Annotated in this window: 30 protein-coding genes; 13 read left to right on the top strand and 17 right to left on the bottom strand. The window is 66.1% G+C overall.

The window, feature by feature from the left end; translation table 11 throughout:
* Positions 1 to 3 precede the first annotated feature (3 nt).
* From GD627_RS07270 to GD627_RS07260, 3 genes are read right to left on the bottom strand one after another with little or no spacing between them, the layout of a single operon-like run.
* Complete coding sequence (locus GD627_RS07270; RefSeq protein ID WP_246165378.1) at positions 4 to 780, bottom strand: tyrosine-protein phosphatase; 777 nt, start codon at positions 778 to 780, stop codon at positions 4 to 6.
* Entirely contained in the window at positions 773 to 1393 is a 621-nt protein-coding gene (locus GD627_RS07265; protein WP_146361808.1) for a DUF2087 domain-containing protein, read from the bottom strand. Before GD627_RS07265 ends, GD627_RS07270 begins: the two co-directional genes overlap by 8 nt.
* 27 nt (positions 1394 to 1420) lie before the next feature.
* Positions 1421 to 1759 carry a chorismate mutase gene (locus GD627_RS07260; protein WP_146361807.1) on the bottom strand — a complete coding sequence of 113 codons (339 nt, stop codon included), beginning with the start codon at positions 1757 to 1759 and terminating at the stop codon, positions 1421 to 1423.
* Between the two features lie 135 nt (positions 1760 to 1894).
* Between GD627_RS07260 and GD627_RS07255 the strand changes: the two genes are divergently transcribed.
* A complete protein-coding gene (locus GD627_RS07255; RefSeq protein WP_146361806.1) occupies positions 1895 to 2371 on the top strand; it encodes a VOC family protein in 477 nt (158 codons plus the stop codon).
* On the opposite strand, the gene GD627_RS07250 is transcribed toward GD627_RS07255, so the two are convergent.
* Complete coding sequence (locus tag GD627_RS07250) at positions 2368 to 3192, bottom strand: SOS response-associated peptidase (protein WP_152271967.1); 825 nt, start codon at positions 3190 to 3192, stop codon at positions 2368 to 2370. The genes GD627_RS07255 and GD627_RS07250 overlap by 4 nt on opposite strands.
* 135 nt (positions 3193 to 3327) lie before the next feature.
* Here GD627_RS07250 and GD627_RS07245 point away from each other — a divergent pair, with 135 nt between their 5' ends.
* Positions 3328 to 3552 carry a mycoredoxin gene (locus GD627_RS07245; RefSeq protein ID WP_146361879.1) on the top strand — a complete coding sequence of 75 codons (225 nt, stop codon included), beginning with the start codon at positions 3328 to 3330 and terminating at the stop codon, positions 3550 to 3552.
* Here the strand turns inward: GD627_RS07245 and GD627_RS07240 are convergent.
* Positions 3549 to 5804: an MMPL family transporter gene (locus GD627_RS07240; RefSeq protein ID WP_152271966.1), complete on the bottom strand. Its 2256-nt coding sequence runs from the start codon at positions 5802 to 5804 to the stop codon at positions 3549 to 3551. The genes GD627_RS07245 and GD627_RS07240 overlap by 4 nt on opposite strands.
* A gap of 242 nt (positions 5805 to 6046) precedes the next feature.
* On the opposite strand from GD627_RS07240, the gene GD627_RS07235 reads away from it, so the two are divergent.
* From GD627_RS07235 to GD627_RS07205, 7 genes are all read left to right on the top strand, one after another.
* The gene (locus GD627_RS07235; protein ID WP_152271965.1) at positions 6047 to 7132 is read left to right on the top strand and encodes an S-(hydroxymethyl)mycothiol dehydrogenase; all 1086 of its coding nucleotides are present in this window, start codon (positions 6047 to 6049) and stop codon (positions 7130 to 7132) included.
* Positions 7132 to 7773 (top strand): MBL fold metallo-hydrolase, encoded by a 642-nt coding sequence (locus GD627_RS07230; RefSeq protein ID WP_152271964.1) that lies wholly within the window; start codon positions 7132 to 7134, stop codon positions 7771 to 7773. The genes GD627_RS07235 and GD627_RS07230 overlap by 1 nt, the downstream gene beginning before the upstream one ends.
* Before the next feature lie 134 nt (positions 7774 to 7907).
* Positions 7908 to 8573, top strand: coding sequence for an SDR family NAD(P)-dependent oxidoreductase (locus GD627_RS07225; protein WP_152271963.1), 666 nt, complete (start codon positions 7908 to 7910; stop codon positions 8571 to 8573).
* Between the two features lie 53 nt (positions 8574 to 8626).
* Positions 8627 to 9454 carry an SDR family oxidoreductase gene (locus GD627_RS07220; RefSeq protein WP_152271962.1) on the top strand — a complete coding sequence of 276 codons (828 nt, stop codon included), beginning with the start codon at positions 8627 to 8629 and terminating at the stop codon, positions 9452 to 9454.
* Positions 9454 to 10050, top strand: coding sequence for a 6-phospho-3-hexuloisomerase (gene hxlB / locus GD627_RS07215; protein ID WP_152271961.1), 597 nt, complete (start codon positions 9454 to 9456; stop codon positions 10048 to 10050). Before GD627_RS07220 ends, hxlB begins: the two co-directional genes overlap by 1 nt.
* A 47-nt stretch (positions 10051 to 10097) precedes the next feature.
* Positions 10098 to 10721 carry a 3-hexulose-6-phosphate synthase gene (gene hxlA, locus GD627_RS07210; RefSeq protein ID WP_146361798.1) on the top strand — a complete coding sequence of 208 codons (624 nt, stop codon included), beginning with the start codon at positions 10098 to 10100 and terminating at the stop codon, positions 10719 to 10721.
* A 121-nt stretch (positions 10722 to 10842) separates the two neighbouring features.
* Positions 10843 to 11661: a DUF427 domain-containing protein gene (locus tag GD627_RS07205; protein ID WP_152271960.1), complete on the top strand. Its 819-nt coding sequence runs from the start codon at positions 10843 to 10845 to the stop codon at positions 11659 to 11661.
* Positions 11662 to 11677: 16 nt separating this feature from the next.
* Here the strand turns inward: GD627_RS07205 and GD627_RS07200 are convergent, their stop codons facing one another.
* Positions 11678 to 12067 carry a VOC family protein gene (locus GD627_RS07200; protein ID WP_152271959.1) on the bottom strand — a complete coding sequence of 130 codons (390 nt, stop codon included), beginning with the start codon at positions 12065 to 12067 and terminating at the stop codon, positions 11678 to 11680.
* Between the two features lie 78 nt (positions 12068 to 12145).
* Positions 12146 to 12952: a PIG-L deacetylase family protein gene (locus GD627_RS07195; RefSeq protein WP_152271958.1), complete on the bottom strand. Its 807-nt coding sequence runs from the start codon at positions 12950 to 12952 to the stop codon at positions 12146 to 12148.
* A gap of 364 nt (positions 12953 to 13316) precedes the next feature.
* Between GD627_RS07195 and GD627_RS16460 the strand changes: the two genes are divergently transcribed.
* Entirely contained in the window at positions 13317 to 13481 is a 165-nt protein-coding gene (locus GD627_RS16460; protein WP_153297121.1) for a hypothetical protein, read from the top strand.
* A 147-nt stretch (positions 13482 to 13628) separates the two neighbouring features.
* Here GD627_RS16460 and GD627_RS07185 read toward each other — a convergent pair whose 3' ends face one another.
* Positions 13629 to 13898 (bottom strand): VOC family protein, encoded by a 270-nt coding sequence (locus GD627_RS07185; RefSeq protein ID WP_343032384.1) that lies wholly within the window; start codon positions 13896 to 13898, stop codon positions 13629 to 13631.
* Between the two features lie 425 nt (positions 13899 to 14323).
* On the opposite strand from GD627_RS07185, the gene GD627_RS07180 reads away from it, so the two are divergent.
* Genes GD627_RS07180 through GD627_RS07170 form a run of 3 tightly spaced genes read left to right on the top strand, consistent with a single transcriptional unit; the run spans position 14324 to position 17595 of the window.
* Positions 14324 to 15520 (top strand): type 2 periplasmic-binding domain-containing protein, encoded by a 1197-nt coding sequence (locus GD627_RS07180; protein ID WP_194265995.1) that lies wholly within the window; start codon positions 14324 to 14326, stop codon positions 15518 to 15520.
* Between the two features lie 31 nt (positions 15521 to 15551).
* Positions 15552 to 16112: a TRAP transporter small permease gene (locus tag GD627_RS07175; protein ID WP_152271955.1), complete on the top strand. Its 561-nt coding sequence runs from the start codon at positions 15552 to 15554 to the stop codon at positions 16110 to 16112.
* Complete coding sequence (locus GD627_RS07170; protein ID WP_152271954.1) at positions 16093 to 17595, top strand: TRAP transporter large permease; 1503 nt, start codon at positions 16093 to 16095, stop codon at positions 17593 to 17595. The genes GD627_RS07175 and GD627_RS07170 overlap by 20 nt, the downstream gene beginning before the upstream one ends.
* Before the next feature lie 259 nt (positions 17596 to 17854).
* On the opposite strand, the gene GD627_RS07165 is transcribed toward GD627_RS07170, so the two are convergent.
* From GD627_RS07165 to GD627_RS07130, 9 genes are all read right to left on the bottom strand, one after another.
* Positions 17855 to 18337 (bottom strand): MFS transporter, encoded by a 483-nt coding sequence (locus GD627_RS07165; RefSeq protein ID WP_152271953.1) that lies wholly within the window; start codon positions 18335 to 18337, stop codon positions 17855 to 17857.
* 14 nt (positions 18338 to 18351) lie between these two features.
* A complete protein-coding gene (locus GD627_RS07160) occupies positions 18352 to 18552 on the bottom strand; it encodes a hypothetical protein (protein WP_152271952.1) in 201 nt (66 codons plus the stop codon).
* A 38-nt stretch (positions 18553 to 18590) separates the two neighbouring features.
* Positions 18591 to 18869 (bottom strand): hypothetical protein, encoded by a 279-nt coding sequence (locus tag GD627_RS07155; RefSeq protein ID WP_152271951.1) that lies wholly within the window; start codon positions 18867 to 18869, stop codon positions 18591 to 18593.
* Positions 18870 to 18916: 47 nt separating this feature from the next.
* Positions 18917 to 19087, bottom strand: coding sequence for a hypothetical protein (locus GD627_RS16455; RefSeq protein WP_153297120.1), 171 nt, complete (start codon positions 19085 to 19087; stop codon positions 18917 to 18919).
* Positions 19088 to 19285: 198 nt separating this feature from the next.
* Positions 19286 to 20560, bottom strand: a complete 1275-nt coding sequence (locus GD627_RS07150) for an MFS transporter (protein ID WP_152271950.1) — start codon at positions 20558 to 20560, stop codon at positions 19286 to 19288.
* A 19-nt stretch (positions 20561 to 20579) separates the two neighbouring features.
* Positions 20580 to 21794, bottom strand: a complete 1215-nt coding sequence (locus GD627_RS07145; protein ID WP_152271949.1) for a cytochrome P450 — start codon at positions 21792 to 21794, stop codon at positions 20580 to 20582.
* Between the two features lie 72 nt (positions 21795 to 21866).
* Positions 21867 to 22721 (bottom strand): SDR family NAD(P)-dependent oxidoreductase, encoded by an 855-nt coding sequence (locus tag GD627_RS07140; protein WP_210250478.1) that lies wholly within the window; start codon positions 22719 to 22721, stop codon positions 21867 to 21869.
* Positions 22722 to 22723: 2 nt separating this feature from the next.
* Positions 22724 to 23017 (bottom strand): 2Fe-2S iron-sulfur cluster-binding protein, encoded by a 294-nt coding sequence (locus GD627_RS07135; RefSeq protein ID WP_152271948.1) that lies wholly within the window; start codon positions 23015 to 23017, stop codon positions 22724 to 22726.
* 30 nt (positions 23018 to 23047) lie between these two features.
* A complete protein-coding gene (locus GD627_RS07130; RefSeq protein WP_152271947.1) occupies positions 23048 to 23935 on the bottom strand; it encodes an amidohydrolase family protein in 888 nt (295 codons plus the stop codon).
* Between the last annotated feature and the right edge of the window lies 1 nt (position 23936).

The following is a 23936-nucleotide window of genomic DNA, read 5'->3' as shown; positions in this document are numbered from 1 at the left end:
ACCTCAGGACAGCACGGAAACGGTTCCCCGCCAGGTGCGGATGCGGGTCCGGACGTCGCCGGGCAGCCCGGCGGCGTCAAACAGCTGCTCCAGGTCCAGGCCCTCCAGCGCCGCACGGAAGGCACCGTCCATACTGGTGCCGTGCACGGTGCAGAGCTGCTCGGCTTGGGCCTCCGGGTTGGGACGGCCCGTGGCGGCAGCGAGCGCATCGGCGTTGCGGACCGTCTCGAAGTAGTCGTCGCGGATGTCCTCCGGTTCCGTCCCTGCCGCGGCGAGCAGGACCATGGCCGTCATCCCGGTCCGGTCCCGCCCGGCCATGCAGTGGAAGAGCACCCCGCCCTCGGGTGCCTCGGCCAGGGCCGCCAGTACTGCGCCCATCCGCTGGGGCAGGCGGACGAGGTGCGGAAGGTAGTAAAGGGGTGTGCCCATCAGCCCGTTGTCCCAGTAGCCTGCCCAAAAATCCGGGTGGTCGGCCAGCCCGTCCAGGTCCACGGGCACGGTGGTAAGCCAGGGCGGACGGGTCCCGGTGTCCCGGGCGCGCTCGCCGGGCTGGCGGAGGTCGACGACGGTGCGGATCCCGAGCGTGTACAGCTTCTCCCAGCCTGCCGGGGGCACTGCATCCACAGTCTCGGAGCGAAAGAAGACGCCGTGCGGCGTGAGCACGCCGTTGCTCCGGCGTCGGCCGCCCAGGTCACGGAAGTTGACCAGCCCGGGAACGGTGCGCGCCGTTGCATCGGGGCAGGAAAGAGCGGTAGCGGGCCGGCCGGGAGCGTCAGGCAAATTCCATGCCTTCCGCCGGGCGGGGCCGGGTGAGCCAGTATTGGGTACCGGAAGCATCCCGGGCCACAATGCCTTCGTCCACCAGGTAGCGGCGGATCGAGGCCGGGTCGGCGGTGAATTTGGCGAGCCGGGTGGTGAGTTCCTTCTCCGTCAGCACGGGGCGCAGTCCGGGCTCCGGCGGGCGGGCGTGTTCAAAGACCTCTCCGGCCAGGAAATGCAGCAGCTCCAACCGGTCCGCGCGTTTGCGCGGATAGGTTTCGACCCTGCCGCTCACCAGGAACCTGCGGGCCGAGGAATCAGGCGGGCGGACTCCGGCGGCCAGCAGGTCGCGGAAGACTGCCGGGGAGGGCGCCACCCGGTTTTCCCGGACGTCCAGCAGCCCGGCCTGCTGCAGCACCGCCAGCGACTTGGCCTCTGCAGAAGTGAGTCCAGCCGGATCCAGCGGGGCGCCGTCGTCGGCCGCCAGCACGGCGCGGGCGTAGAGATGCAGGCGCCGCGGGTCAGCCAGCGCGGCGGCCACGAGACGCCAGCGGTTCTCCCCTGACGCCGTCTTTCCCGGATTCATGGTTTCCCCCGGAACGGACCAGCAGCAGTGGTGAGCGTCATGGGCCATAACCTACCCGATGCCCCGGCCCGGTCCTCAGCTCCGGCTGAACGCGTCCAGTTTCCGCTGGGTCTCCGCCTGGTGCCGAACCTTGAGTTCGTAGTCGATAAAGGCCTCGATCATTGCCTTGTAGGTCCGCTCCACCACGTTGGAGTCGCTGTCCTGCTCCTCGGCGGCCTGCCGGACGTGGGCTATCACTTCCTCCATGCGCTTGGGCGAGCGGACGGCGGCGTCATTTTCCTTCAGTCCCCCGGCGAGGCGGACCAGCCGCTCGCGCCGCCAGATCAGCGCAACGATTTCCTCGTCAATCTCGTCAATTGCTGCCCGGACATTGTCTAGCTGTCCCGAAACGGATTTCTGCTCAGCTGCTTCCATGCTTTAAGAGTATCCAGCACCGTCGGGCCGCGGCCCCGCAATTCGTGCGTGCTGGCGGGGCCCGCCGGGACACGGCTGCGAAATTCTCCTCCGCCGGAATGCGTAATCCGGGGCCGTTGGTGGCAGGATCGAGACGTGAACCCCCATGTATCCGTGGTCACCGTAGGCGTACGGGACCTCGAAGTAACTTACGCGTTTTACGTATCCCGGCTGGGCTGGGACCCGGTGCAGTACGTTCCCGAGGAAGTGCTGTTCTTCCAGATCAACCACGGGCTGGTCCTGGCCTTCTTCCGCGCCGACCATCTGGCGGCCGAAGCCGGCCCGGTGGGCGACATCCGTGAGGCGCCCTTCACGCTGGGGCACAACGTGGGTTCCCCCGGGGAGGTGGATGAGGTTCTGGCCAACGCTGCGGCCGCCGGCGGGCAGATCACCGCACCGGGGACGCAGATGAGCTGGGGCGGGTACTCCGGGTACTTCACCGATCCGGACGGTATCCGGTGGGAGGTCTGCTTCAATCCCGGATTGTCAGTGGACGACGAGGGCCGGGTCACCATCTCGGCCCTCACTCCGGACACGTCGGAGGTATCCGGCCTGGACAGCCCGGTGGGCTAAAAGAGCACGTCCACCGCGGCGGAGGTATCCGGGTGCAGCAGGTACTCTCCGTCGTTGCGGACATTGCCCACCTCCGGGTGCGCCGGCCGCACCTGCCAGTCCGACGCCGCGGGGTGGGCCTGTGCCACGGCCATCCCCACCAGCGCGGCGGCGTTTGTTCCGCCGGGACTCGTTCCGGCGGAGTTTGTTCCGGCAGGATTCCGCCGGGGAAGCGCCGCCGGATCCAGCCAGGCGGCCATCGCCTCGGGGGACAGGGGCAGCGGCAGCCGGTCATGCAGCTCCCCCAGTTCCCGCAGCACCGGTTCGGTGCTGTCCGCCGGGGGCGAGGCAACGGTCAGGATCGTGGTGGAAAGCAGCCACCGCTGCGGATCGCCGGGGCCCTTGGCCGGGTCCCGCCACCACTCATACAGCCCCGCGAGGAAAATGGGGCGTCCGTCGGTCCGGGAGACATAAAACGGCCGGCGGGCCTTACCCGGACCGGCCTTCCACTCGTAGTAGCCGTCCACCGGAACGGCGCAGCGGCGGGCAGCGACGGCGTCCCGGAACGTGGGTTTCTCCAGCACCGTCTCGCTTCGTGCATTAAAAGCCCGCACCCCCACCGAGGCATCCTTCGCCCAGCCCGGCACCAGCCCCCACTTCGCCACGTGCACTTCCCGGACGCGCCGGCCGTCCACCAGGCGTTCCAGCACCACCGGGACGTCCGACGTCGGCGCCACGTTCCAGGAGGCACGCAGTTCCAGGTTCGCGTCCGCTTCCGCTTCCGCTTCGGCTTCGGCCACCAGGTCCGCCGTGGTCCGGGCCATCACATATCGTCCGCACATGCTTTCAGTCTGCCACCGGGAATGCCGCCGGCCGGAATACTGTTGGAGTAGGCAATCAGCTATTTCCCCTGGAAGAGGAGCACTACCGTGGCCGCCACAGCCGAAGCATTTACCCCCGCAGCCGGAACCATCACCATGTTCTCCACCTCCTGGTGCGGGTACTGCCGCCGCCTGAAGTCCCAGCTGGACAGCCAGGGCATCGGCTACACCGAGGTCAACATCGAAGACGTCGAGGGCACGGCGGACCTGGTGGAGGCACTGAACGGCGGCAACCAGACGGTGCCCACCGTGATCTTCCCGGACGGATCCTCCGCCACCAACCCGTCCGCCTCGGAAGTGAAGTCCCGCCTGGGGCTTTAGCCCTCCGCCGTCGTGCCGCCCGCCGTCGTGCGGCCCGCCGTCGTGCCGGATCCGGCGTTGTTCCGGGCCAGGCGCGACGGCCACCAGACGTGCCGGCCGATGTCATAGGTCAGCGCGGGGACCAGCAGGGAGCGCACCACCAGGGTGTCCAGCAGCACCCCGAAGGCGACAATAAAGGCCAGCTGCGCCAGGAAGAGCACCGGAATCACGCCCAGGGCGGCGAAGGTTGCCGCCAGCACAATGCCGGCGCTGGTGATGGCGCTGCCGGTGATCATCAGCCCGCGGACCACTCCCTCGCGGGTGCCGTGCCCGATGCTTTCCTCCCGCACTCGGGTCATCAGGAAGATGTTGTAGTCCACGCCCAGGGCCACCAGGAAGATGAAGCCGAACAGCGGCACGGCCGGATCGGCTCCCGGGAAGCGGAAGACGTGGTTGAACACCAGGGCGGAGACACCCATGGTGGCCCCGAAGGACAGCAGCACCGTCAGGATCAGCAGGAACGGGGCCAGCAATGCCCGCAGCAGCAGCATCAGCAGGAACAGGATCACCACCAGAACCACCGGGATGATGAGGTCCCGGTCATGGGCGGCGGCAGCGTTGGTGTCGATGGTCGTGGCCGTCACACCGCCGATCAGCACGTCGCTGATCCCGGCCACTTTCTCCCGCATGGCCGAGACGGCCTGCTCCGCGGCGTCGGACTCCGCGGCGTCCTTCAGCGTGGCTTCCAGCAGGACTTTCCCGTCCACCACCTTCGGTGCGCCCGAGGTTCCCGGCACGGGTGAGGCCTGCACCCCGTCTGCCGTCACCGGCAGGGTACCGGCCGGGGTTCCCGTAGCGTTCACGGACAGGGCATCCACCCCGGGAACCGCCAGGATGTTCCGGGCCACGGCATCCAGTTCCCCTTCCGGGGCGACAATCAGCGCCGGGCTGCCCGAGCCGGAGGGAAAGTGCTCGCCCAGGACCTGCTGGCCTTCCTTCGTGGCGGTCTGTCCCAGCACGAAATCGCTTTGCGGCACCCCGGAGGCCCGCAGCTGCAGCAGGCCAGCCGCGGCAATCAGGAGGACCACGGTGGGAATCACCCAGAGCCGGCGAGGATGCGCCTTGACGGCCCGGGCCACCCGGGGCCAGAGGCCCTTGGCGGAGTTCCCGTCCCGGTCCGGATGTTCGGAACCGAACTTCGGCCGGCGCGGCCAGAAGGCCGCCCTCCCGGTCAGCATCAGCAGTGCCGGCAGCAGGGTCATGGCCGCCAGGAACGCGAACCCGATGCCGATGGCCGCCACCGGCCCCAGCGCCTTGTTGGAATTAAGGTCGCTGAGCAGCAGGCACAGCAGCCCGGCCACCACGGTGGCCGCGGACGCGAGCACCGGTTCGAAGGTTCCCTTCAGCGCTGCCTTGGTGGCGTCCCACCTGCCCTCAAAGTCCCGCAGGGATTCCCGGTACCGGGAGACGTAGAGCAGCGAATAGTCCGTTGCGGCACCGATACCCAGGATGAACAGGATGCCCTGGACCTGGCCGTTCAAGGTCAGGGTTCCGGCTTTGGCCAGGTAGAAAACCACCAGGATGGCTGCCGAGAGGGCGAAAATGGACGTCAGCAGGACCAGGAACGGCAGCAGCGGTGAACGGTAGACCACTACCAGGATCACCAGCACCGCCACTGCCGCCACCAGCACCAGCGACGTGTCGATGCCGCCGAAGGCCTCCGTGATGTCTGCCAGCTGTCCGGCCGGTCCGGTGACGTAACTGTCCAGTCCCTGCGGAAGGTCCTTCGCCACGACGCTGCTCAGATCCTGGACGGTGGCCGTGGCGCCGTCATTGTCCTGCACCGGCACAAAGATTTCCGCTGCCTTGCCGTCAGCGGAGAACTGGGGCGGGGAAACCGTGCCGGCCACGCCGCTGACATCCGACAACGCGGACGTCCGGCCGGTGACGAAGTCCTTGTCCGCGTCCGTCAGGCCGTCATTGTTCACGTACACGATGACGGCGGGGATAGCGTCGCTGTCCGTAAACTTCTCCTGCAGCGCAGCCACCTTCGTGGACGCGAAGCTGGCGGGCAGATACGAGGTCTGGTTGTTGTCCGCCACCTCGCTGATTTTTCCGAAGTAGGGGCCGCCGATACCGCCGACGGCCAGCCAGGCCAGGACCAGCAGCACCGGCAGCAGGAAGAGGGACCGTGCGGTACGCCGCCCTGTCCCCCGGTTCCGCGGACCATCGGGGGAATCCGGTGTGCTGCTGCCGGACACTGAGGCGTTCATGGGGCCGTCCTCGGGGGTAGGCGGCGCCCCAGGGGGCCTCCCGCGGGCGGGGAGCGGCCGCCTGCGGGCCTTTCCGTCTTTCATCGTAGGGCGCCGCCGGCGGCAGCGGCAGGCCCCGCACGGTTGCGCCGGAAGCGGAAGCGTAATTCCCGGCTTCGCCCCCGGTGAAAGGCTTCATAGGATGGAAGGCGGGATGCCGGACTCAGGCTTCCCGCCCGAACATCGAAAGAGGCAGCACACTCATGGTTCATAAGGTTCAGGCCGTAGTCGTCAAGGAAAAAAACGCCCCCGTCTCCCTGGAGACCATCCTGGTTCCGGATCCCGGTCCCGGCGAGGCACTGGTGGACATCCTCACCTGCGGCGTCTGCCACACCGACCTGCACTACAAGCAGGGCGCCATCAATGACGACTATCCGTTCCTGCTCGGCCACGAAGCCACCGGCGTCGTCTCCGCCGTCGGCCCCGGCGTCACCGAGGTGGCTCCCGGCGACCGTGTGGTGCTGAACTGGCGTGCCGTGTGCGGTGAGTGCCGTGCCTGCCGCAAGGGCGAGCCGCAGTACTGCTTCAACACCGCCAACGCCACGCAGAAGATGACCCTGGAGGACGGCACCGAGCTGACGCCTGCCCTGGGCATCGGCGCGTTCGCTGAAAAGACCCTCGTGGCTGCCGGCCAGTGCACCAAGGTGGACGACGACGTCGACGCCGCCGCGGTGGGCCTGCTCGGCTGCGGCGTGATGGCCGGCATCGGTGCAGCCATCAACACCGGCGCCGTGCAGCGCGGGGAATCCGTGGCCGTGATCGGCTGCGGCGGCGTGGGCATTGCCGCCGTCGCCGGGGCGAAGCTGGCCGGAGCCACCACCATCATCGCGGTGGATATCGACCCCGCCAAGGTGGAGATGGCGCTGGCGCAGGGCGCCACGCACGGCATCAACTCCAAGGACGAAGATCCGGTGGAGGCCATCCGCGCCCTCACGGGCGGCTTCGGCGCCGACGTCGTCATTGACGCCGTGGGACGCCCGGAAACCTATAAGCAGGCCTTCTACGCCCGTGACCTCGCCGGCCGCGTGGTGCTGGTGGGCGTCCCCAACCCGGACATGTTGATCGAACTGCCGCTGGCGGACGTCTTCGGCCGCGGCGGCTCCCTGAAGTCCTCCTGGTACGGCGACTGCCTGCCCTCGCGTGACTTCCCCATGCTGGTGGAGCAGTACAAGCTCGGCCGGCTGGACCTGGATGCCTTCGTCACCGAGCGCATCGGGCTGGGCGACATTGAGGAAGCCTTCACCAAGATGCATGACGGCAAGGTCCTGCGTTCGGTGGTGGAACTGTAATGTTCCGCATCGACAACGTGGTCACCTCGGGGACGTTCTCCCTCGACGGCGGCACCTGGGACGTGGACAACAACGTCTGGATTGTCGGCGACGACGCCCAGGTGATTGTCATCGACCCGGCGCACAACATCAATGCCGTGGCCGAAGCCGTCGGGGACCGGGAAGTCATGGCCATCCTGCTCACGCACGGCCACGATGACCACATCCGCGCCGTCGGCGAGGCCCGGGACCGCTTCAGCGCCCCGGTGTTCCTGCACGCAGCGGACCGGATGCTCTGGGACGCAGTGTTCCCGGACGAGGGACCGGATGATGAAATCGAGGACGGCGATACGTTCGAGATCGCCGGGCACACCCTGCGCGCCCTGCACACCCCGGGCCACTCCCCCGGGTCGGTGTGCTTCTCCCTGGCTGCCGGCGACGATGTTCCCGAACCGGTGGTGTTCAGCGGCGACACGCTGTTCAACGGCGGTCCCGGTGCCACCGGACGCTCCTACAGCGATTTCCCCACCATCATCGAGTCCATCCGCGAACGGCTGCTGACGCTGCCGGCGGAAACCAAGGTGCTCACCGGGCACGGAGATTCGACGTCGATCGGTGCTGAAGGGCCGCACCTGCAGGAATGGATTGACCGGGGGCACTAACCACTGCCTCCCGTGACAACGATGCCCCGGCAAAAAGGCCGGGGCATCGTTGGTTTAAGTGCTGTATTCCTCCATTTCCCGCCTCTGCGGCCGGGACCCGGAATTATTCGGGCGCCTAACGGGTTCCCTTTCCCATGACAACAATCGCGATCATTGGAGCAGGGCGGGGCCTCGGGGCCGCCGTCGCACGGCGATTCGGCGCGGAGGGATTCTCGGTGGCCCTGATTTCCCGGAACCAGGCCAAACTGGACGCGCTGGCGGAAGACCTCGGGAAGGCCGGCATCCAGGCCCGCGGCTTCGCTGCCGATGTCCGCAAACCGGAGTCCATCGCCGCCGCCCTTGAGGCCGCCGCCGAGACCCTCGGCCCGGTCGAGGTGCTGCAGTACAGCCCGCTGCCGCAGAAGGACTTCATGCGGCCCGTCCTCGAGACCACCCCGGCGGACCTGGTGGGTCCCGTCGAGTTCTCCATCTACGGTCCGGTTGCCGCGGTCCACCAGGTGCTGCCCGGAATGCGGTTCCTCGGTGAAAACCGCGGCACCATCCTCTTCGTCAACGGCGGCTCCGCCGTGAAGCCCGGCCGCGGCGTCACCGGAACCTCGGTGGCCTTCGCCGGCCAGGCGGCCTATGCCCAGCTGCTCCACGAGGTCCTCGGCGAGGAAGGCATCCACGTATCGCAGCTCATCATCGGCGGCCGCATCATTGAAGGCGATCCCGAGAAGGATCCGGACGCCCTTGCCGGCGTCCTGTGGGATCTCCACCGCGGCCGGGACACCTTCCGCCGCCAGATCAGCGCCGACTGACCGCTTTTGGTCAAGCACGCAGTTTCGGCACCACACTTAGCAGGGAGCACAGCATGAGCAAGATCTGGTTCATTACGGGAACATCGCGCGGCTTCGGCCGCGAATGGGCGGAAGCCGCCCTGGAACGCGGCGACTCGGTGGCCGCCACGGCCCGCAGCACGGACAGCCTCACGGCACTGGCGGACACCTACGGCGACCGGGTCCTGCCGCTTTCGCTCGACGTCACGGACCGTGACGCGGTCTTCGCCGCCGTCCGGCAGGCGCAGGAGCACTTCGGCCGGCTCGACGTCGTCATCAACAACGCCGGGTACGGTCAGTTCGGCATGGTCGAGGAACTCTCCGAGGCCGAAGCACGCGGCCAGATTGAAACCAACCTCTTCGGAGCACTCTGGGTCACCCAGGCCGCCCTGCCGTACCTGCGTGCCCAAGGCAGCGGCCACATCATCCAGGTCTCCTCCATCGGCGGCATCTCCGCCTTCCCGTCCGTGGGCATCTACCACGCCTCGAAGTGGGCGCTTGAAGGGCTGAGCCAGTCACTGGCCCAGGAGGTTGCCGGCTTCGGGATCAAGGTCACCCTGATCGAACCGGGCGGCTTCTCCACCGATTGGAGCGGCAGCTCCGCGAAGCATGCCGAGCCCCTTCCCGCCTACGACGGCGTCCGGGAGCAGGCCGCCAACCGTCCGAGCCGCGCGGCTGCGCCCGGGGACCCGCATGCCACCCGCGGGCCGATCCTCACCATCGTCGACGCCGAGAATCCCCCGCTGCGGGCCTTCTTCGGCGAAGCCCCGCTCGCTATCGCCAAAGCGGACTACGAGTCCCGGCTCGCGTCCTGGGAGCAGTGGCAGCCGCTGGCCGTGGAAGCCCAGGGAGGCAGCAACTGATGCCGGAACACACCGCCGCCGCGGCTGAAACCGTGACGGACCCTGCGGTCCGGGACAGCCTGCGTCTCATCCTGGACGAACTCGCCACAGCGGCAGACGGCCTGCAGGAGGACCAGCTGGCAGCACTGGCGGCCGAAATCCGGCAGGCCAAACGGATCTTCGTGGCCGGCGGCGGCCGCAGCGGCCTCGCCCTGCGCATGCACGCCATGCGCCTGATGCACCTCGGACTGACCGTGCACGTGGTGGGCGAAACCACCACGCCGGCCATCGGTTCCGGCGACCTGCTGGTGGTGGCCTCCGGGTCCGGCAGCACGGCCGGTGCCGTCGCGGCGGCACAGACCTCCCTCTCGGCCGGCGCCCGGGTGGCTGCCCTGACCACCGACGGCGATTCCACGCTGGCGGAAACCGCACACCGCGTGGTGGTCATCCCTGCCGCGCAGAAAACCGATCACAGCGGCACGGCGTCCCGGCAGTACTCCGGCAGCCTCTTCGAGCAGGCACTGCTCCTGGTGCTCGACGCCGTCTTCAACACCCTCTGGAAGTCCGACGGCACCCCCGCCGAGGACCTCTGGCCCCGGCACGCCAACCTCGAATAGCGCGTGCCCCACACCAACTTCCCTTCCCAGCTATCAAAGGAAACACCATGAAACTGCAACTCGCCATGGACGTACTGACCGTCGAAGATGCCCTCGAACTCTCCGGGAAGGTTGCCGAGTACGTCGACATCATTGAACTGGGCACCCCGCTGGTCAAGAACGCCGGACTTTCCGCCGTGACGGCCATCAAGGAAGCCCACCCGGACAAGATTGTCTTCGCCGACCTCAAGACCATGGACGCCGGCGAGCTTGAAGCCGACATCGCCTTCAAGGCAGGCGCCGACCTCGTGACGGTGCTCGGCGTTGCCGATGATTCCACCATCGCCGGAGCCATCAAGGCCGGCAAGGCCCACGGCAAGGGCGTCGTCGTGGACCTCATCGGCGTTGATGACAAGGCGGCCCGCGCCAAGGAAGTCACCGACCTGGGCGCCGAGTTCGTGGAGTTCCACGCCGGCCTCGACGAGCAGGCCCAGGACGGCTACGACCTCAACACCCTGCTCACCGCAGGCAAGGCAGCCGGTGTGGCGTTCTCCGTCGCCGGCGGCGTGAAGCTGGCGACCGTTGCCGATGTGCAGGCCTCCGGAGCCGACGTCGCCGTCGTCGGCGGCGGCATCTACAGCGCCGACGATCCCGCCCTGGCGGCAAAGGAACTGCGCGCCGCCATCAGCTAGATGAGCGGAGCCCCGGCCGGTGCCCTGCCGGACGTGCTGCGGAAGGCCGGCCCTCGGGGCCGGCCTTCCGCAGTTTCTGCAACCCCTTGAATCGGTTTCCGTGCCGCAAGACACTGGGCGTATGGCACTGCAGATCAGCCCCACCTTCTGGAAAACCCTGCCCGAGCTGCGGTACGAACCAACACCGCGGCGCATACGGGCCCAGCTCGGCAACACCACGGTGGTTGACTCCACCCACGCGCTGCTGGCCTATGAACCCCGGCGGGTCACCCCCCTCTACGCCGTTCCGGACCGGGACATTGCCGCGGAGCTGGCGGCCGCGGATGCGCCGGAGCAGGACCCGCTGGCCGCCGTGCCGCCGGATGCCCTGATGGACCCGCGCTACCCGTTCGCCGCGCACACTGCCCCGGGGCAGGTACTGGACCTGCGCGCCGGATCCCATGACCTGCCCGGGGCTGGTTTCCGGGCGGAGGATCCGGACCTCGCCGGCCACGTGCTGCTGGATTTTGCTGCTTTTGACCGCTGGCTGGAAGAGGACCAGGAGGTCCGGGGCCATCCCCGGGACCCGTTCCACCGCGTGGACGCCGTGCCGTCTTCGCGCAGTGTGCGGGTCCACCTGGGCGGGACACTGCTGGCGGAGACCCGCGAGCCGCTGTTCGTCTACGAGACCATGCTCCCGCCCCGCACCTATTTTCCGCGGAACGACGTCGACTGGGACGTCCTGAGCTCCTCTCTGAAGCATTCGGTCTGCCCGTACAAGGGCACCGCGTCCTACTGGTCCGTCACGGACCGGGCGGAGGGCACCGACCTGGCCTGGTCCTACGAGACCGTCCTGCCCGATTCCGCCCCGCTGAAGGACCTGGTCAGCTTTTTCGACGAACGCACCAGCGTGTATGTGGACGACGTCCGGCAGGACATCACTTCGCTGTTCCGGTTCTGACGAATCCTGCCGCCGTCTAACCGTTATTGCCGGCAATCTGGATGAGGTTGCCCACCGTGTCCGAAAACACCGCCGTCGTCATGGGTCCCATCCGGACCGGCGGCTGGGTGAAATCGACCCCCAGGTCCCGGAGCCGGTCGTATTCCTCCTGGACGTTGTCCACCTCGAAGGACGTGAACGGAATTCCATCCGCCACCAGTGCCTGCGTGAACGGCGCCACGGCGGGATGGCCGGCGGGTTCAAGCAGCAGTTCCACGCCGCCTTCTTCCCCGGCTGTGCCCACGGTGAGCCACCGCGCGCCGCCGGCCGGAACATCCACACGCTTCTCGAAACCCAGCACCCGGGTATAGAAGTCCAGTGCCCGGTCCTGATCCTCCACGAAAACGCTCGTCACCACGATCTTCATGTCCGCTCCTGTTCTTCATTGCTGTCCAGCCGCTCTCCCGCCTGCCCCGGCATGGGCGGCGGGATGCGGCTGGGTACTTCACTCCAGATCCTCGAAAACATCACCGAGGACTGCAGCCCCCGGCGGCCGCGGCGGCCAGGCAATGGCCAGCATCTCGGATCCGACGGTGCGGCTCCAGCGGGCATCACCGTCCACGTCCGGAGGCACCCCGGGCGACAGCACATGGCGCTGGGTCCGGTGTTCCAACAGGCCCGCCACCACCCGGTGCGCCACGCCGCTCACGTCCACCTCGACGCCGATCTGCTCATCCGGGATCGGGCGGAGGTCATATACCCGGTGCTCGTCCCACGGCGGAAGTCCGCGCCGGATCCGGGCCCGGTTCCACAGGTCCCAGGTGGAACGGCGCACCCCTCCATGCAGCAGCCGCCGGAACCCGCGGCCGCCGTCGCTGCACAGCTGCGCGAACGCCGTGTCCGTGGCGGCACCGACGGCAATGTGGTCCGGATGCCCGGTGAGTCCGTCGGGGCCGAAGGTGACAACGACGTCGGGGCGTTCCTCGGACAGGATGGTGCCGATCCGTTGCATCAAATCTTCGAAGGGGACCTGCGCCACCGCACCGTCCTCGAAGTCCAGCCACTCGTGGCGGTCCGGAGGCCTGCCGTGCGCGGTCCACGCCGCGTCGGTCTCCCGGCGGCGGATCCGACCGAGCGGTTCACTGACCGGAGGGTAGGCCGGATCGATCTGCCCGGCGCCGCCGTCGGTCGCATGGACCAGGACAAAGCGGAATTCCGGTTCGTCTTCGTGCAGCGCCACCGTTCCGGCCAGCCCGTACGCATCATCATCAGGATGCGCGACAACCAAGGCAAGCACGTGCGGGCCCGTCATGTCCGGTACCTCCTGCGGCTCTCTGGAGTCCTGCCACCGTCCCAGCCTAGGACGGGCAGCTTCCGGAAGGAACCGGCCGCGCATTCGAAGACTGGACGCGGAGGACCGCAGCGGGAGCTAGGCTGGTTGGCCATGGAGTGGTTCAGCGCCGAGGGCTATGAATTCGCCCGGCAGGTCCTGCAGCGCGGCATCGCCGCCGTGTACCTGGTCGCTTTTCTTAACGCGGCCACCCCTCCTTCTGAAGAAACCTGGCCGAGCTGCGCTTTGAACCTACGCAGCGGCACATCCGCGCCAACTGGCTACTGGGACGCCCTGCATCCGTCCCTCAGACATTCCGTCTGTCCCTACCAGGCACGGCCTCCTAATGTCCGTTGCCGCCTGTCAGGAAGGCACCGATCTGGCCTGGTCCTACGGATCCGTCCTGCCCGATTCGGCCCAGTTAAAGGATCTGGTCAGCGTTTTCGACGAACGCACCAGCGTGTATGTGGATGATGCCAAACAGGACATCAATTCGCTGTTCCGGTTCTAAGACCGTCCGGGTCTACGTGGTGGTATCCCCTATCCGCTGTTCGCGGCCATCTGTAGCACATAGCCGCAGGTATCGGCGAACACGGCGGTAGTCATGGGCCCGCTGCTCCGGCGGCTGCGTGAACTGCACACCAGGGCCAGCAACCGTTCATATTCCCCCTGGACGTCCTCCACCTCGAAAATTGGTGAAGGGACTTCCGTCCGCAACCAGGCCCTCTTGGAACGGCACCACGGCAGGATGCGCATTGGGCTCCAAGGACAATTCAATGCCGCCGTCCTCCCCCGGATTGCCGACCGTCAGCCAGCGGTAACCGCCCATCGGAACGTTGGCCCGCACCTGGAAGCCCAGCACCCGGGTGTAAAAATCCAATGCCTTGTCCTGGTCCTCGCCGAAGATGCTGCCCACGACTATTCGCATGGCCCCTCCTTGTCCTTAGGGACACCGTAGGCAAGCCGCCGGACGCCCAAAAAGAGACGCCGGTTGCTTTACAGGGAGGCCTTGGAGCCCTTCCCCCACCAGTTTGATGCCCGGTTTGCCCGGTCAGTTGGCGACACACGCAGCAAGAGTGTCGACTTAGTTATAGGTTTGGCTCGCCGAAAACCGTCAAATCGGCATATCTGGGAAAACTAGGATACATTCTGTCGACACTATGGTAGGTTCGTGACAAATATCACATCTACGGACCTAAACGTTGCATTCCACAACGAAGTGGTTGCCGGCCGCAGTGCCACAACACCAAAACCATGGGCCGCCCCAGCGGCCAACTCCCAGGGAGGAAGACATTGGGAATTTTCACAGCAATCCGCCCGGCAAGTAAGCAGGGGCACCGAACACTATCTATCGTGGCGGGCGTCAGCGCCGTTGGCTTACTCGCCGCCTGCGGCGGCTCCGGATCCGCTTCTTCAGCAGGTGGTCCCGAGCAGGAGCTCACCGTCGCGGCCTCCGCCCCCTACGGCCCGGACCATATCTTCACCAAAGCCATGGTCGCCTTCGGTGATGCCACCACCGAGGCGTCCAACGGGAGCATGGAGTTCGAGTGGAACTACGGCGACTCCGTAGTCAAACAGCCCGAACTCGCAGCTGCACTTTCCGACGGAATCATGGATGTTGGGTTTGTCGGTCCGGCGTTTACTCCCGCAGACTTCCCCGTTGACGGCTGGGCCTCCCGGCTCGGCATTGGAGGCGACACCCGTCCGGTGGTGGGTGTCCTGGCGTCCGCCGGCGCCATGATCGAATTCGGCCTTACGGAACCCGGCCTTGCCGCCGAGCAGGAAGAATTCGGCCTGCATCCGGTCATACCGCGCTTTCAGCACTTCGATAATTATCAGCTGCTTTGCAATAAGCCAGTGGACAGTTTGGAAGCAGCTGCCGGCAAACGGGTAAGGGTCGGCGGAGCCGCCTACTCTGCTGAAGCGGAGAATCTCGGCATGGTCCCGGTTTCACTGAGCGGCGCCGAAATCTACGAGGGTTTTGAACGCGGCATCGTGGACTGCTTCATGGGAGGCGAGGTGGACATGCTCGGCCTGGGTCTCTCCGACATAGGAAAGAACTACACCTCGGTCAACCTCCCCGGATGGAACAGCGTCTCCGTCGACGCCGGAGGAGTGTTCTACGAGGACCTCTCCGAAAGCCAGAAGACCGCCATGAACGCGGGCATCCCGGCCTTCATGGAGGAAATGTTCAGCGGCTACATCAAGCAGCAGCACCAGTTCTTCAGTGAAGGTGCAAAGGATGGCATCGTGTTCCACGAGGCCGACACCGCCATGCAGAAGAAGATCGACACGCACCACGAAAGCGTGCTGGCCGATCTGAAGGCCAACGCACCGGAAGGCATCGAGGACCCGGCGGCAACGGTCGAGCGTTTCACGGCGCTGCAGGCCAAGTGGGTCAAGATCGTCGAAGACCTAGGGTATGACCAGGGGGTAAAGACCAAGGCTGAATGGGTTCAAAAGTACCCCGAACTGCCCGAAATCGACCTCGCGCCGTGGATCGAGGCATTGAACGAAGAGGTTCTGGCCGAGTACCGGCCCACGTCCTGACATTCTCCTGAGGAATAGGTAGGTCAAGGTAATGGCTAAAGGTACGGGAACGGGAGCGTTGGAAACGACGACTCTTCGGTTGACCCAGGCCCTGACGGTCCTCGCGGGCATTGCGGCGCTCGGGCTGGCGGCCCACATGGTGTTGGACGTCTGCCTGCGGTTCTTTGCCAACGCACCCATTGAAGGCACCATCGAGTACGTCACGTACTGGTGGATGCCGGTAATGGTCTTCTGCGCAATGGCAATCACACAGCGTCGAGGCGAGCATATCGACCTGCCGATGCTGCACGAGCGGCTTCCGCACAGGATGCGGGCGGTCGCGACCGCGCTCATCAACACCGCCACTCTGGTGTTTGTCGGGCTCATCGGATGGTACGGGGTGGAAAACGCCCTGGCTCAGACGGCCGTCGGAGAATTCACCTCCGCCACAAACACCCTGGTCTGGCCAACCCGCTGGATCGTGCCGGTCGGCATCGCGGTCCTGGTGTTGCAGCTCATCGCCGAAATCAAGCACGCGGTGCAGGCAGCACGCGGAAAAGAAACCCTGACCACCCAGGAAGAGGTGAACAACGGTGACCTCCCAGCTTTCTAACGACGTCTCCGTTTCCCGGCCCGCAGGCAGCCGCCGGGAAACGAAGCGATCGGCCAGGAGTATCTCCAGCGGTGCTTATCTGGCCCTCCTGGGCTTGGCGGTCCTGCTTGTCATCGGGATCTTTACCCTGGACGGCCGGGAGCTGAAGGCCAGCCTGGCCATCATCCTGATGCTGGACCTGCTCATCCTGAAGTTTCCCATCGCCGTAGCCATGGGAGCCTCGGGCATACTCGGGGTGTGGGCCATCAGCGGAGAGCGTGCGGTGATCCGCACCTTGATGGATGTTCCGTACGGTACCGCGGCCAGTTGGTCCATGAGCGTGCTGCCGATGTTCATTCTCCTTGGCATGATCCTGTGGCGCTCCGGCGCGACGGCCAAGGTGTTCAACGCGGCACGGGCGTGGCTTGGCTGGCTGCCCGGCGGCCAGGCGATTACCACCAACCTCGCGGGAGCAGGGCTGGCCGCCGCCAGCGGATCCACCATCGGCATCACCTATGCGCTGGGTCGAATCGGCATTCCGGAGATGCTCCGTTCCGGCTACGACCGCCGGCTCGCCGTCGGCTCCGTCATCACCGCAGGCCTTCCCGGACAGCTCATTCCTCCGAGCCTGCTGATGGTCGTATACGCGGGAATCGTCAACGCGCCGGTGGGCCAGGCGTTGCTGGCCGGTATCGTGCCGGGACTCATGGTCGCTGCCGTCAGCATCATCATGATCGTGCTCCTAGCCGTATTTGCTAAGGGCATGGTTCCCCGCGGAGCGAATGCCTCCCCCAAGACGAGCTGGGATGAACGGTGGCGGACGCTCACGCACGTAGCACCCCTGCCACTGCTGATCTTCATCGTCATGGGCGGCATGTACGCGGGATTCTTCACCGCTACCGAAGGAGCTGCCTTTGGGGTGCTGGGTGCGTTGCTCATCGCGCTGCTGTCCCTGGGCTGGAAGCGTTTCATCACCTCGGTCAAGGAGTCCGTTGTCGCCACTATCGCGGCCACAGGCGCGATCTTCCTGGTCCTGATCGGAGCCGGGCTGCTCAACCGGTTGATGTCCATGAGCGGCATCGCCAACTGGTTCGCCGGTGTTGTGCAGGACGCCGAACTGGGGCCGGTCACCTTCACCCTGCTGTGCCTCCTGGTCTTCCTGATCCTGGGCATGTTCATCGAGCCCATGAGCATGATGCTGCTGAGTATCCCCATCCTCATGCCCACGTTGCTGGATCTTGAGATCAACCTTCTCTGGTTCGGCGTCCTGACGGTGCTGATGGCGGAACTGGGCGGCATCACCCCTCCCGTGGGCGTACTCAGCTTTGTCCTCTACAAGCTGGTCCAGGACCCGGAGGTGAACCAGGGTCAGAAGATCAAGCTGTCGGATATCTTTATCGCCGGCGCCTTTGCGTTGCCTGTCGTCGGTTTTGTAGTCCTGATGTTGTTCCTGTTCCCGGAGCTTGTGACATGGCTGGTCGACTCTGCCAGCATGAAGGGCTGACCACCCGGCTTTCAGAGCGGTTGCACGCCTTGGGCGGGCAGGACAGTGTCCTGCCCGCCCAAGGCGTGTCCGGGCGACCTGGCCTCTCCCCCCCCGCAGGATTCCCGGGCAGCGTTGCTCCATAGAAAAGGCCCCTGCAGAAAAGCCCGGCAGCCCCTGGCACATCCCAACGGTTTGGAGGGGATGCACCGAGGGCTGCCGGGGCGGTTTCTGCCAGCGGCGCTGAACGTACAGTGCTTGTGTCCGGAAGCACCCCGCGTCAGTCCAGGCAGGCCACCTGGGGATCGCGGTGGGGTGCGAAGAAGATCAGCATGCCGCCCAGCAGGGTGGGGACGATCCCGGCAATAAATGCCGTGCGGGTCCAGGCCTCACCGCTGGACAGCAGCGTGGTGACGATGACGCCGGCAAGGATATTCCCGACCATTCCGCTGGCCGTGATGATGCTGGTTGCAGTGGCACGGATTGTCGAGGGGAAGCTCTCCCCCGTGAAGAACATCAGGGCGGAGAACGGGCCGATGAGGAAGAACAGGCCCACGCTGTAGAGGGCCACAACCGGACCAAAGTTGCCCTGCGGCAGCATCAGCATGGCTCCGTAGGACACCGACGCCATGATCCAGCCCATGGCGATGGTGTTGCGGCGGCCGATCCGGTCACCCAGCCACCCGTGGAAGAGGTAGCCCAGGAAAGCCATGCCGTTGGAGATCAGCAGGATGAGCAGGGCGTTGGTGAAGTTGATATTCATGCCGGATTCAGAGGTCAGCAGCGACGTGGCCAGGATCTGGAAAACCAGCGCACCATGCCGTTCAGAAGGTAGGCGGGGCAGATCGTCAGCATGGGGCGCAGGGACTCTCCGCGGAAGACCTCCATCACGGAGGTCCGCTCAACTTCTGCGACCTCGATGCCGAACTCGGCGGCCAGGGCCTTGGCCTCCTCGGTACGCCCGGCGTTTCGAAGCATTTGAATCTGCTGGCGGGCCGCAAACTGGGGGCTCTCCTTCAGCTTCCGCGCAGCCCAGGAGATGAAGACCGCCGGCACGCAGCGACCACGAAGCACAGCTCCCAGCCGCCGATCGGGAGCAGCAGGGCCACCGATCCTGCAGCAACCGCCGCACCTACGGGCCAGCCGGACTGCACCAGCAAGTACGTCAGACCTCGGCGCCGCAATTGTGCGGGCGTGGCCGCCGTAGTGGCGTAGACCTCGAAGAGATAGGTGGCGTTGACGGCCATCTCCGCGTAGTCCAGTCCGGCGACGGTCCGCATGAGCACGAGGGCCACGAGTCCGAGCCCGGCGAACAGACCGAAGAGGAGCCCCGTGGTGGCCGTTAACAGGGATGCAACGGCAGCTCCCCCACCGCGATGATCAGGCCCTTGCGGCGCCCCACCCGGTCAACAACGCGGCCCAGGAAGTGAGCCACCAGGGCTGTTCCCGCGGTGATCCAGGTATTGATGCCCGTGGCCCCGGATTCGTCGAGCCCGAAGTCCCCTGCGATCATGGGCAACAGATTGCCGAACAGGATGAAGTCATAGACGGCTCCCGCCCAGGCGAAGAAGCACAGCAGTTGAAGAACTGCACATCCCGGGGCGAGAACCTCAGAACCAAGTGGGCTCCAATGTCAGCCGATTCCTGCTGGAACCGGAAATTAGAGTCGACACTTAGTGTCGATGTAGGGAGGGTTTATGTAATCTCTTTTTCAGGAACCGGAGCGGACCGATGGCGGCAGGAGGGTCCGGAACAGGACGCCGGCTACGGCGACAAAGCTGCAGCTGATGAGGATCATCGAGGTGGTTCCGATGCCCTCGACCAGGGCACCGAGGAGAAACGGACCGAAGCCAAACCCGAGGTCCACAAAGAGGAAGTACCAGACGAAGGCCGTGCCGGATTGCCGGCGCGGCAGCAGCCCCATGGCGATTGTCTGCCCGGTGGGAAGGAGGCTGCCGTAGCCGATGCCCAGCAGGACGGCGCCCAGATAGAGGACAGGCGCCGACGGCGCGGTCGCCACCAGGACAAGGCCCGCGGCGTATAAGGCCGCCGAGGGGTAGAAGACTGTCGCCGGACCATGCCGGTCGACGATCCGTCCGGTCATCAGGCGCACCAGGATAACGGCCGAGGCGTAGACCAGGAAAAAGGAACCGGCCAGGGCGCCGAGCCCCAGGGCAGCAGTATGGACATCCATGAAAGCTGCGACGCCGGCATAGGCTATCGACTGGAAGAAGGCGATCAGGCCGATCGGCAGAATCCGGCGCAGTGTCTCGCGCAACGGCGGTGCCGCCGGCGTCGGATCCGGCTCCTCCCGTGGCTGCCGCCCGTCGGCCGCTGTGCCCTCCGGGTGATGCGCTTTCACGCGCAGGAGAAGCCCTCCCGCCAGGGCTGCCGCGAGGACAGTGGCAACAGCGAGGAAGAGGGCCGAATAGCCGGCGTTGGCAATGGCATACAGGCCGGCGAACGGTCCCAGTGCCGTGCCCATGGTGGCCGCAGTGCCGAAGTAGCCCACGCCTTCCCCGCGCCGCGCGTGCGGCAGGACAGACTGGGCGATGGAGCCAACGGCCGAATGGGCCAGGCCGAACCCGGCACCATGAAGGAACCGAACCAGCATCAGTACCCAGAGAGGCTCGGCGGCTAGGTACAGCAGCGAGAAAAGGAATGAGAGCGCGGCCCCGAGGACGAACAGCGGCATGGCCCCAACTCGTACGAGCATGACTGTGGAGAGCAGGCGGCACGCCAGGGCGCCCATCACGAAAATGGACGCGGCCAGCCCGGCCGTGGTGCCGTCGGCCCCGAACCTGCCGATGGCATAGACCGCCGTCGTGGTCATCAGCATGTAGAACACGAGGTTCAACAGGAAGTTGACGACGACGGCGGCCGTGAAGGTCACCGTCCACAGCGGCGGGCCTGCGGGCGCCCGGGATCCCTGTCCCGGGCCGCCCGCCGCGCCCCGTCCGGGGCGGACACGCCCGGATGTGTTCACCCGATGACCTTTAGCGGGGTCAGTTTTTCTTCGGGGTCAGCCGGATCGGCACGTACTCGTGTCCGAAGGCCTGGTAGTTCAAGGCCCGGCGGGGTTCGCCCACCAGCTCGATCGTCTCAATCCGCTCCAGCATTGCGCGCAGCAGCGTCCTCGCCTCGAGGCGGGCAATGAGGTTGCCGGCGCAGGTGTGGATACCGAAGCCGAAGGACAGATGGCCGCCGTTGGACATGTCCCGGTCGATCCTGAACTCGTCCGGGTCCTGGTACTGGCGTCCGTCCCGGCCGGCTCCCAGCCACATGGTGAGGATCTTGCCGCCCTCGGGGATGCGGATGCCGCCCAGCACAACCTCCTTCTTCGCGATCCGGCCACCGTAGCGGGAAGCCGGGTAGAAGCGGATGGCTTCTTCCCATGCGTTCTCCACGAGGTCCGGGTTGGCCTTCAGCTTCTCCCATTCCCCGGGGTTGTCGGCGAATGCGCGAAGCATCGAGGCCATGGACGCGGTGGTGGTGTCGAAACCGGCAGAGAAGATGGATTTCAGGATCTGCTGGGCGACCTCGCCGGAGAGCTTTTCCTCGTCCGCCATCTTGTAGAGGTCGGCGCCGATGCTGCCTTCCTTCTGCAGCTCGCGGTCGGTGTTGGTCTCGATCCAGTCCTGTGCCTCAGCCGCACGGGCCAGCTTGGCCTTCTGGAAGTCGTTCGCGGGTCCGAAGACGTTGAAGACGCCGTCGCCGAAGGCGAGCAGGGCCTCCCGGCCCTCCTCCGGCAGTCCCAGGACATCGGGGAAGACCTTCAGGACGTAGCGTACGGAGAGGTCGCGGAAGCCGTCGATCTCCGCCGGGCCGTCGGCGAGGATCTCGTCGATGATCTTTTCGGCCTGCTCCTTGAAGTACGGTTCGAACTTCTTCAGGTTGTCGCCGGACAGCACGGCCATGGCGGCGTTCTTGGAGATCGTATGGGTGGGCGGGTCCTCAAGCACCAGGACGGTGGGCCGGAACGGGTTGGGCGTGTAGAAGGGGCGGTCCGCGGAGCCGATCCTGCGCCAGTCCCGCAAGGCCTTCTGCAGTTCCGCGAAACGGGTGATGGCGTAGTAGTCGTACTTCTCCACGTAGACAACCGGCGCGAGTTCGCGGGCCAGGCCGTCGTAGTGGTGCGGGTCGTTGAGGGCCTCCATGGAGAAGGGATCGCCGTCGAAGACGGGCGCGTCCCGGACCTCATCGCTTACGTGTGCAGTCATGGTGCTGTCCTTTGGTAATGCCGGGTCGGGCCCGGCCGGGGTATGGGAGAGGCATGCCGTTCGGGTATAGCTTCAGGCCCCGGCCGTCCGCGGGGCCGGAGGGGTTCCGGTTTCCATCCAGGCAAGCCGGGTCCTGACCCCCTGGACGGCGATCTCCGGGTGGGTGAGGATGAAGAACCGGTTGTCGCGGATGGACTCGGCCACCATGTCGGCAACGTCCGCCGGTTCCATTCCGACCTCGGCGGTCTTCCGGGCCAGGTTCTCGATGACCTTTTGGCGCTCGGGGTCGGTGGACACCTTCACCGAGTCCGGCTTGTTCCGCTCCGCCTCGGTCATCCTGGTTTTCACCGGCCCCGGCGCCAGGACGGAGACCCCCACGGTGGAGCCGTGGGAACGCAGCTCGATCTCCAATGATTCGGAGAAGCCCAGGACGGCAAACTTGGAGGCGCAGTAGGGGGCCATGGTCGGGGTGCCGGTGGCGAACGCGGCCACGGACGCGGTGTTGACGATGTGCGCTTCGGGACGTTGTTCCAGCAACGGCAGGAAGATCCGGCATCCGTTGAGCACTCCGAAGAAGTTGACGTCCATGACCCACCGCCAGGCCTGTTCGGTGACGTCTGCGATCGGACCGCCCGTCTCGACCCCCGCGTTGTTGCACAGGATGTCGACCCCGCCGAAGGCGTCGACGGTTTTGTCCGCCAGCTGCTGCAGGCTCTCGGAGGAACTGACGTCCGTCCGTACCCCCAGGACCCTTTCGCCGGTGGGGTCCAGGTCCCGCACCGCCGTGTCCAGCGCGGACTGTTCAATGTCGGCGATGACCACCTTTGCGCCGTCGGCCAGGAAGCGCCGGGCCATGGCCAGGCCCATCCCGCTGGCGCCGCCGGTGACCACAGTGACCTTGCCGCTGAAGTCCTTGATGCCGGGCATGCCTAGATGTCCAGTTCCAGGCGGGGTCCCCGGCAGCGGGAGACACAGATCATCATGGTTTCGTTCGCCTGCCGCTCCTCGTCCGAGAGGACCGAGTCGCGGTGGTCGACCTCGCCGGAGAGCACCGGGGTTTCGCACGTCCCGCAGGTACCCTCCCGGCAGGAGGAGATGACCGGCTCGCCGGCCTCCTCAAGGACCTGCAGGATGCCCTTGTCCGCAGGCACCTCATAGGTTTTTTCCGACAGCGAGAGATGCACCGTGAACGGGGCATCGGCGTGGGTGACGGTGTCATTCATGGTCGTGGCCTTTCCAATAATTGCGGCGGTTCAGGACAGGTTGAAGAGACGGATGGCGTTGTCCTTGAGGATGAGCGGGCGCACCGCGTCCTTGAAGGGCGCCTCGGCGAAATCCGTCAGCCACCGGTCGGGGGTCAGCAGCGGGAAGTCGCTGCCGAAAAGCACCTTGTCCTTAATCAGCGAGTTGGCGTGCTGGACGAGCTTGGGGTCGAAGTACTTCGGGGACCAGCCGGACAGATCGATGTACACGTTCTGCTTGTGGCGGGCGACCGCCAGTGCCTCGTCCTGCCAGGGAAAGGATGGGTGCGCCAGGATGATCTTCAGATCGGGAAGGTCCACGGCGATGTCGTCGTAATACATGGGATTGGAGTACTTCAGCCGGACTCCGCCGCCACCGGGCGAGGTACGCCCGATGCCGGTCTGGCCGGTGTGGAACAGGGCCACCTTGCCGCGCTCGGCAATGACCTCGTAGAGCCGGTACGCCACCGGATCGTCCGGCGCGAAGCCCTGCACGCTCGGATGGAACTTGAAGCCATGGATCCCGTGGTTGTCCATGAGGTCGATGGCTTCGGCAATTCCGGCCTTGCCGCGGTACGGATCGATGCTGGCGAAGGGGATGAAGACGTCGTCGTGCTCCCGGGCCGCTTCGGCGACTTCGTAGTTCGGGACGCGCTTGTCCCCCATGTGGCGCTCGGAGTCCACGCCGAACAGGACCGCCATGATCCGGCGGCTGCGGTAGTACTCTGCCGTGCCGGCAATATCGATGTTGATCAAATCCGTCTTCCACCGCTTGGCCTGGTCAGCCTTGGTGGCGTTGCCGGTCTCGTCATCACCGTGGTCGTGGCTGCTGTTCAGCGCGTGGGCGTGGACATCGATGGCCACCACGTCATCCAGCGCGAGTCGTTCAGTCGTCGTCATG

Source organism: Arthrobacter yangruifuii (assembly GCF_009192775.1).
Taxonomy (GTDB): Bacteria; Actinomycetota; Actinomycetes; order Actinomycetales; family Micrococcaceae; genus Arthrobacter_B; species Arthrobacter_B yangruifuii.
This window is presented reverse-complemented; position numbering and strand designations above follow the sequence as displayed.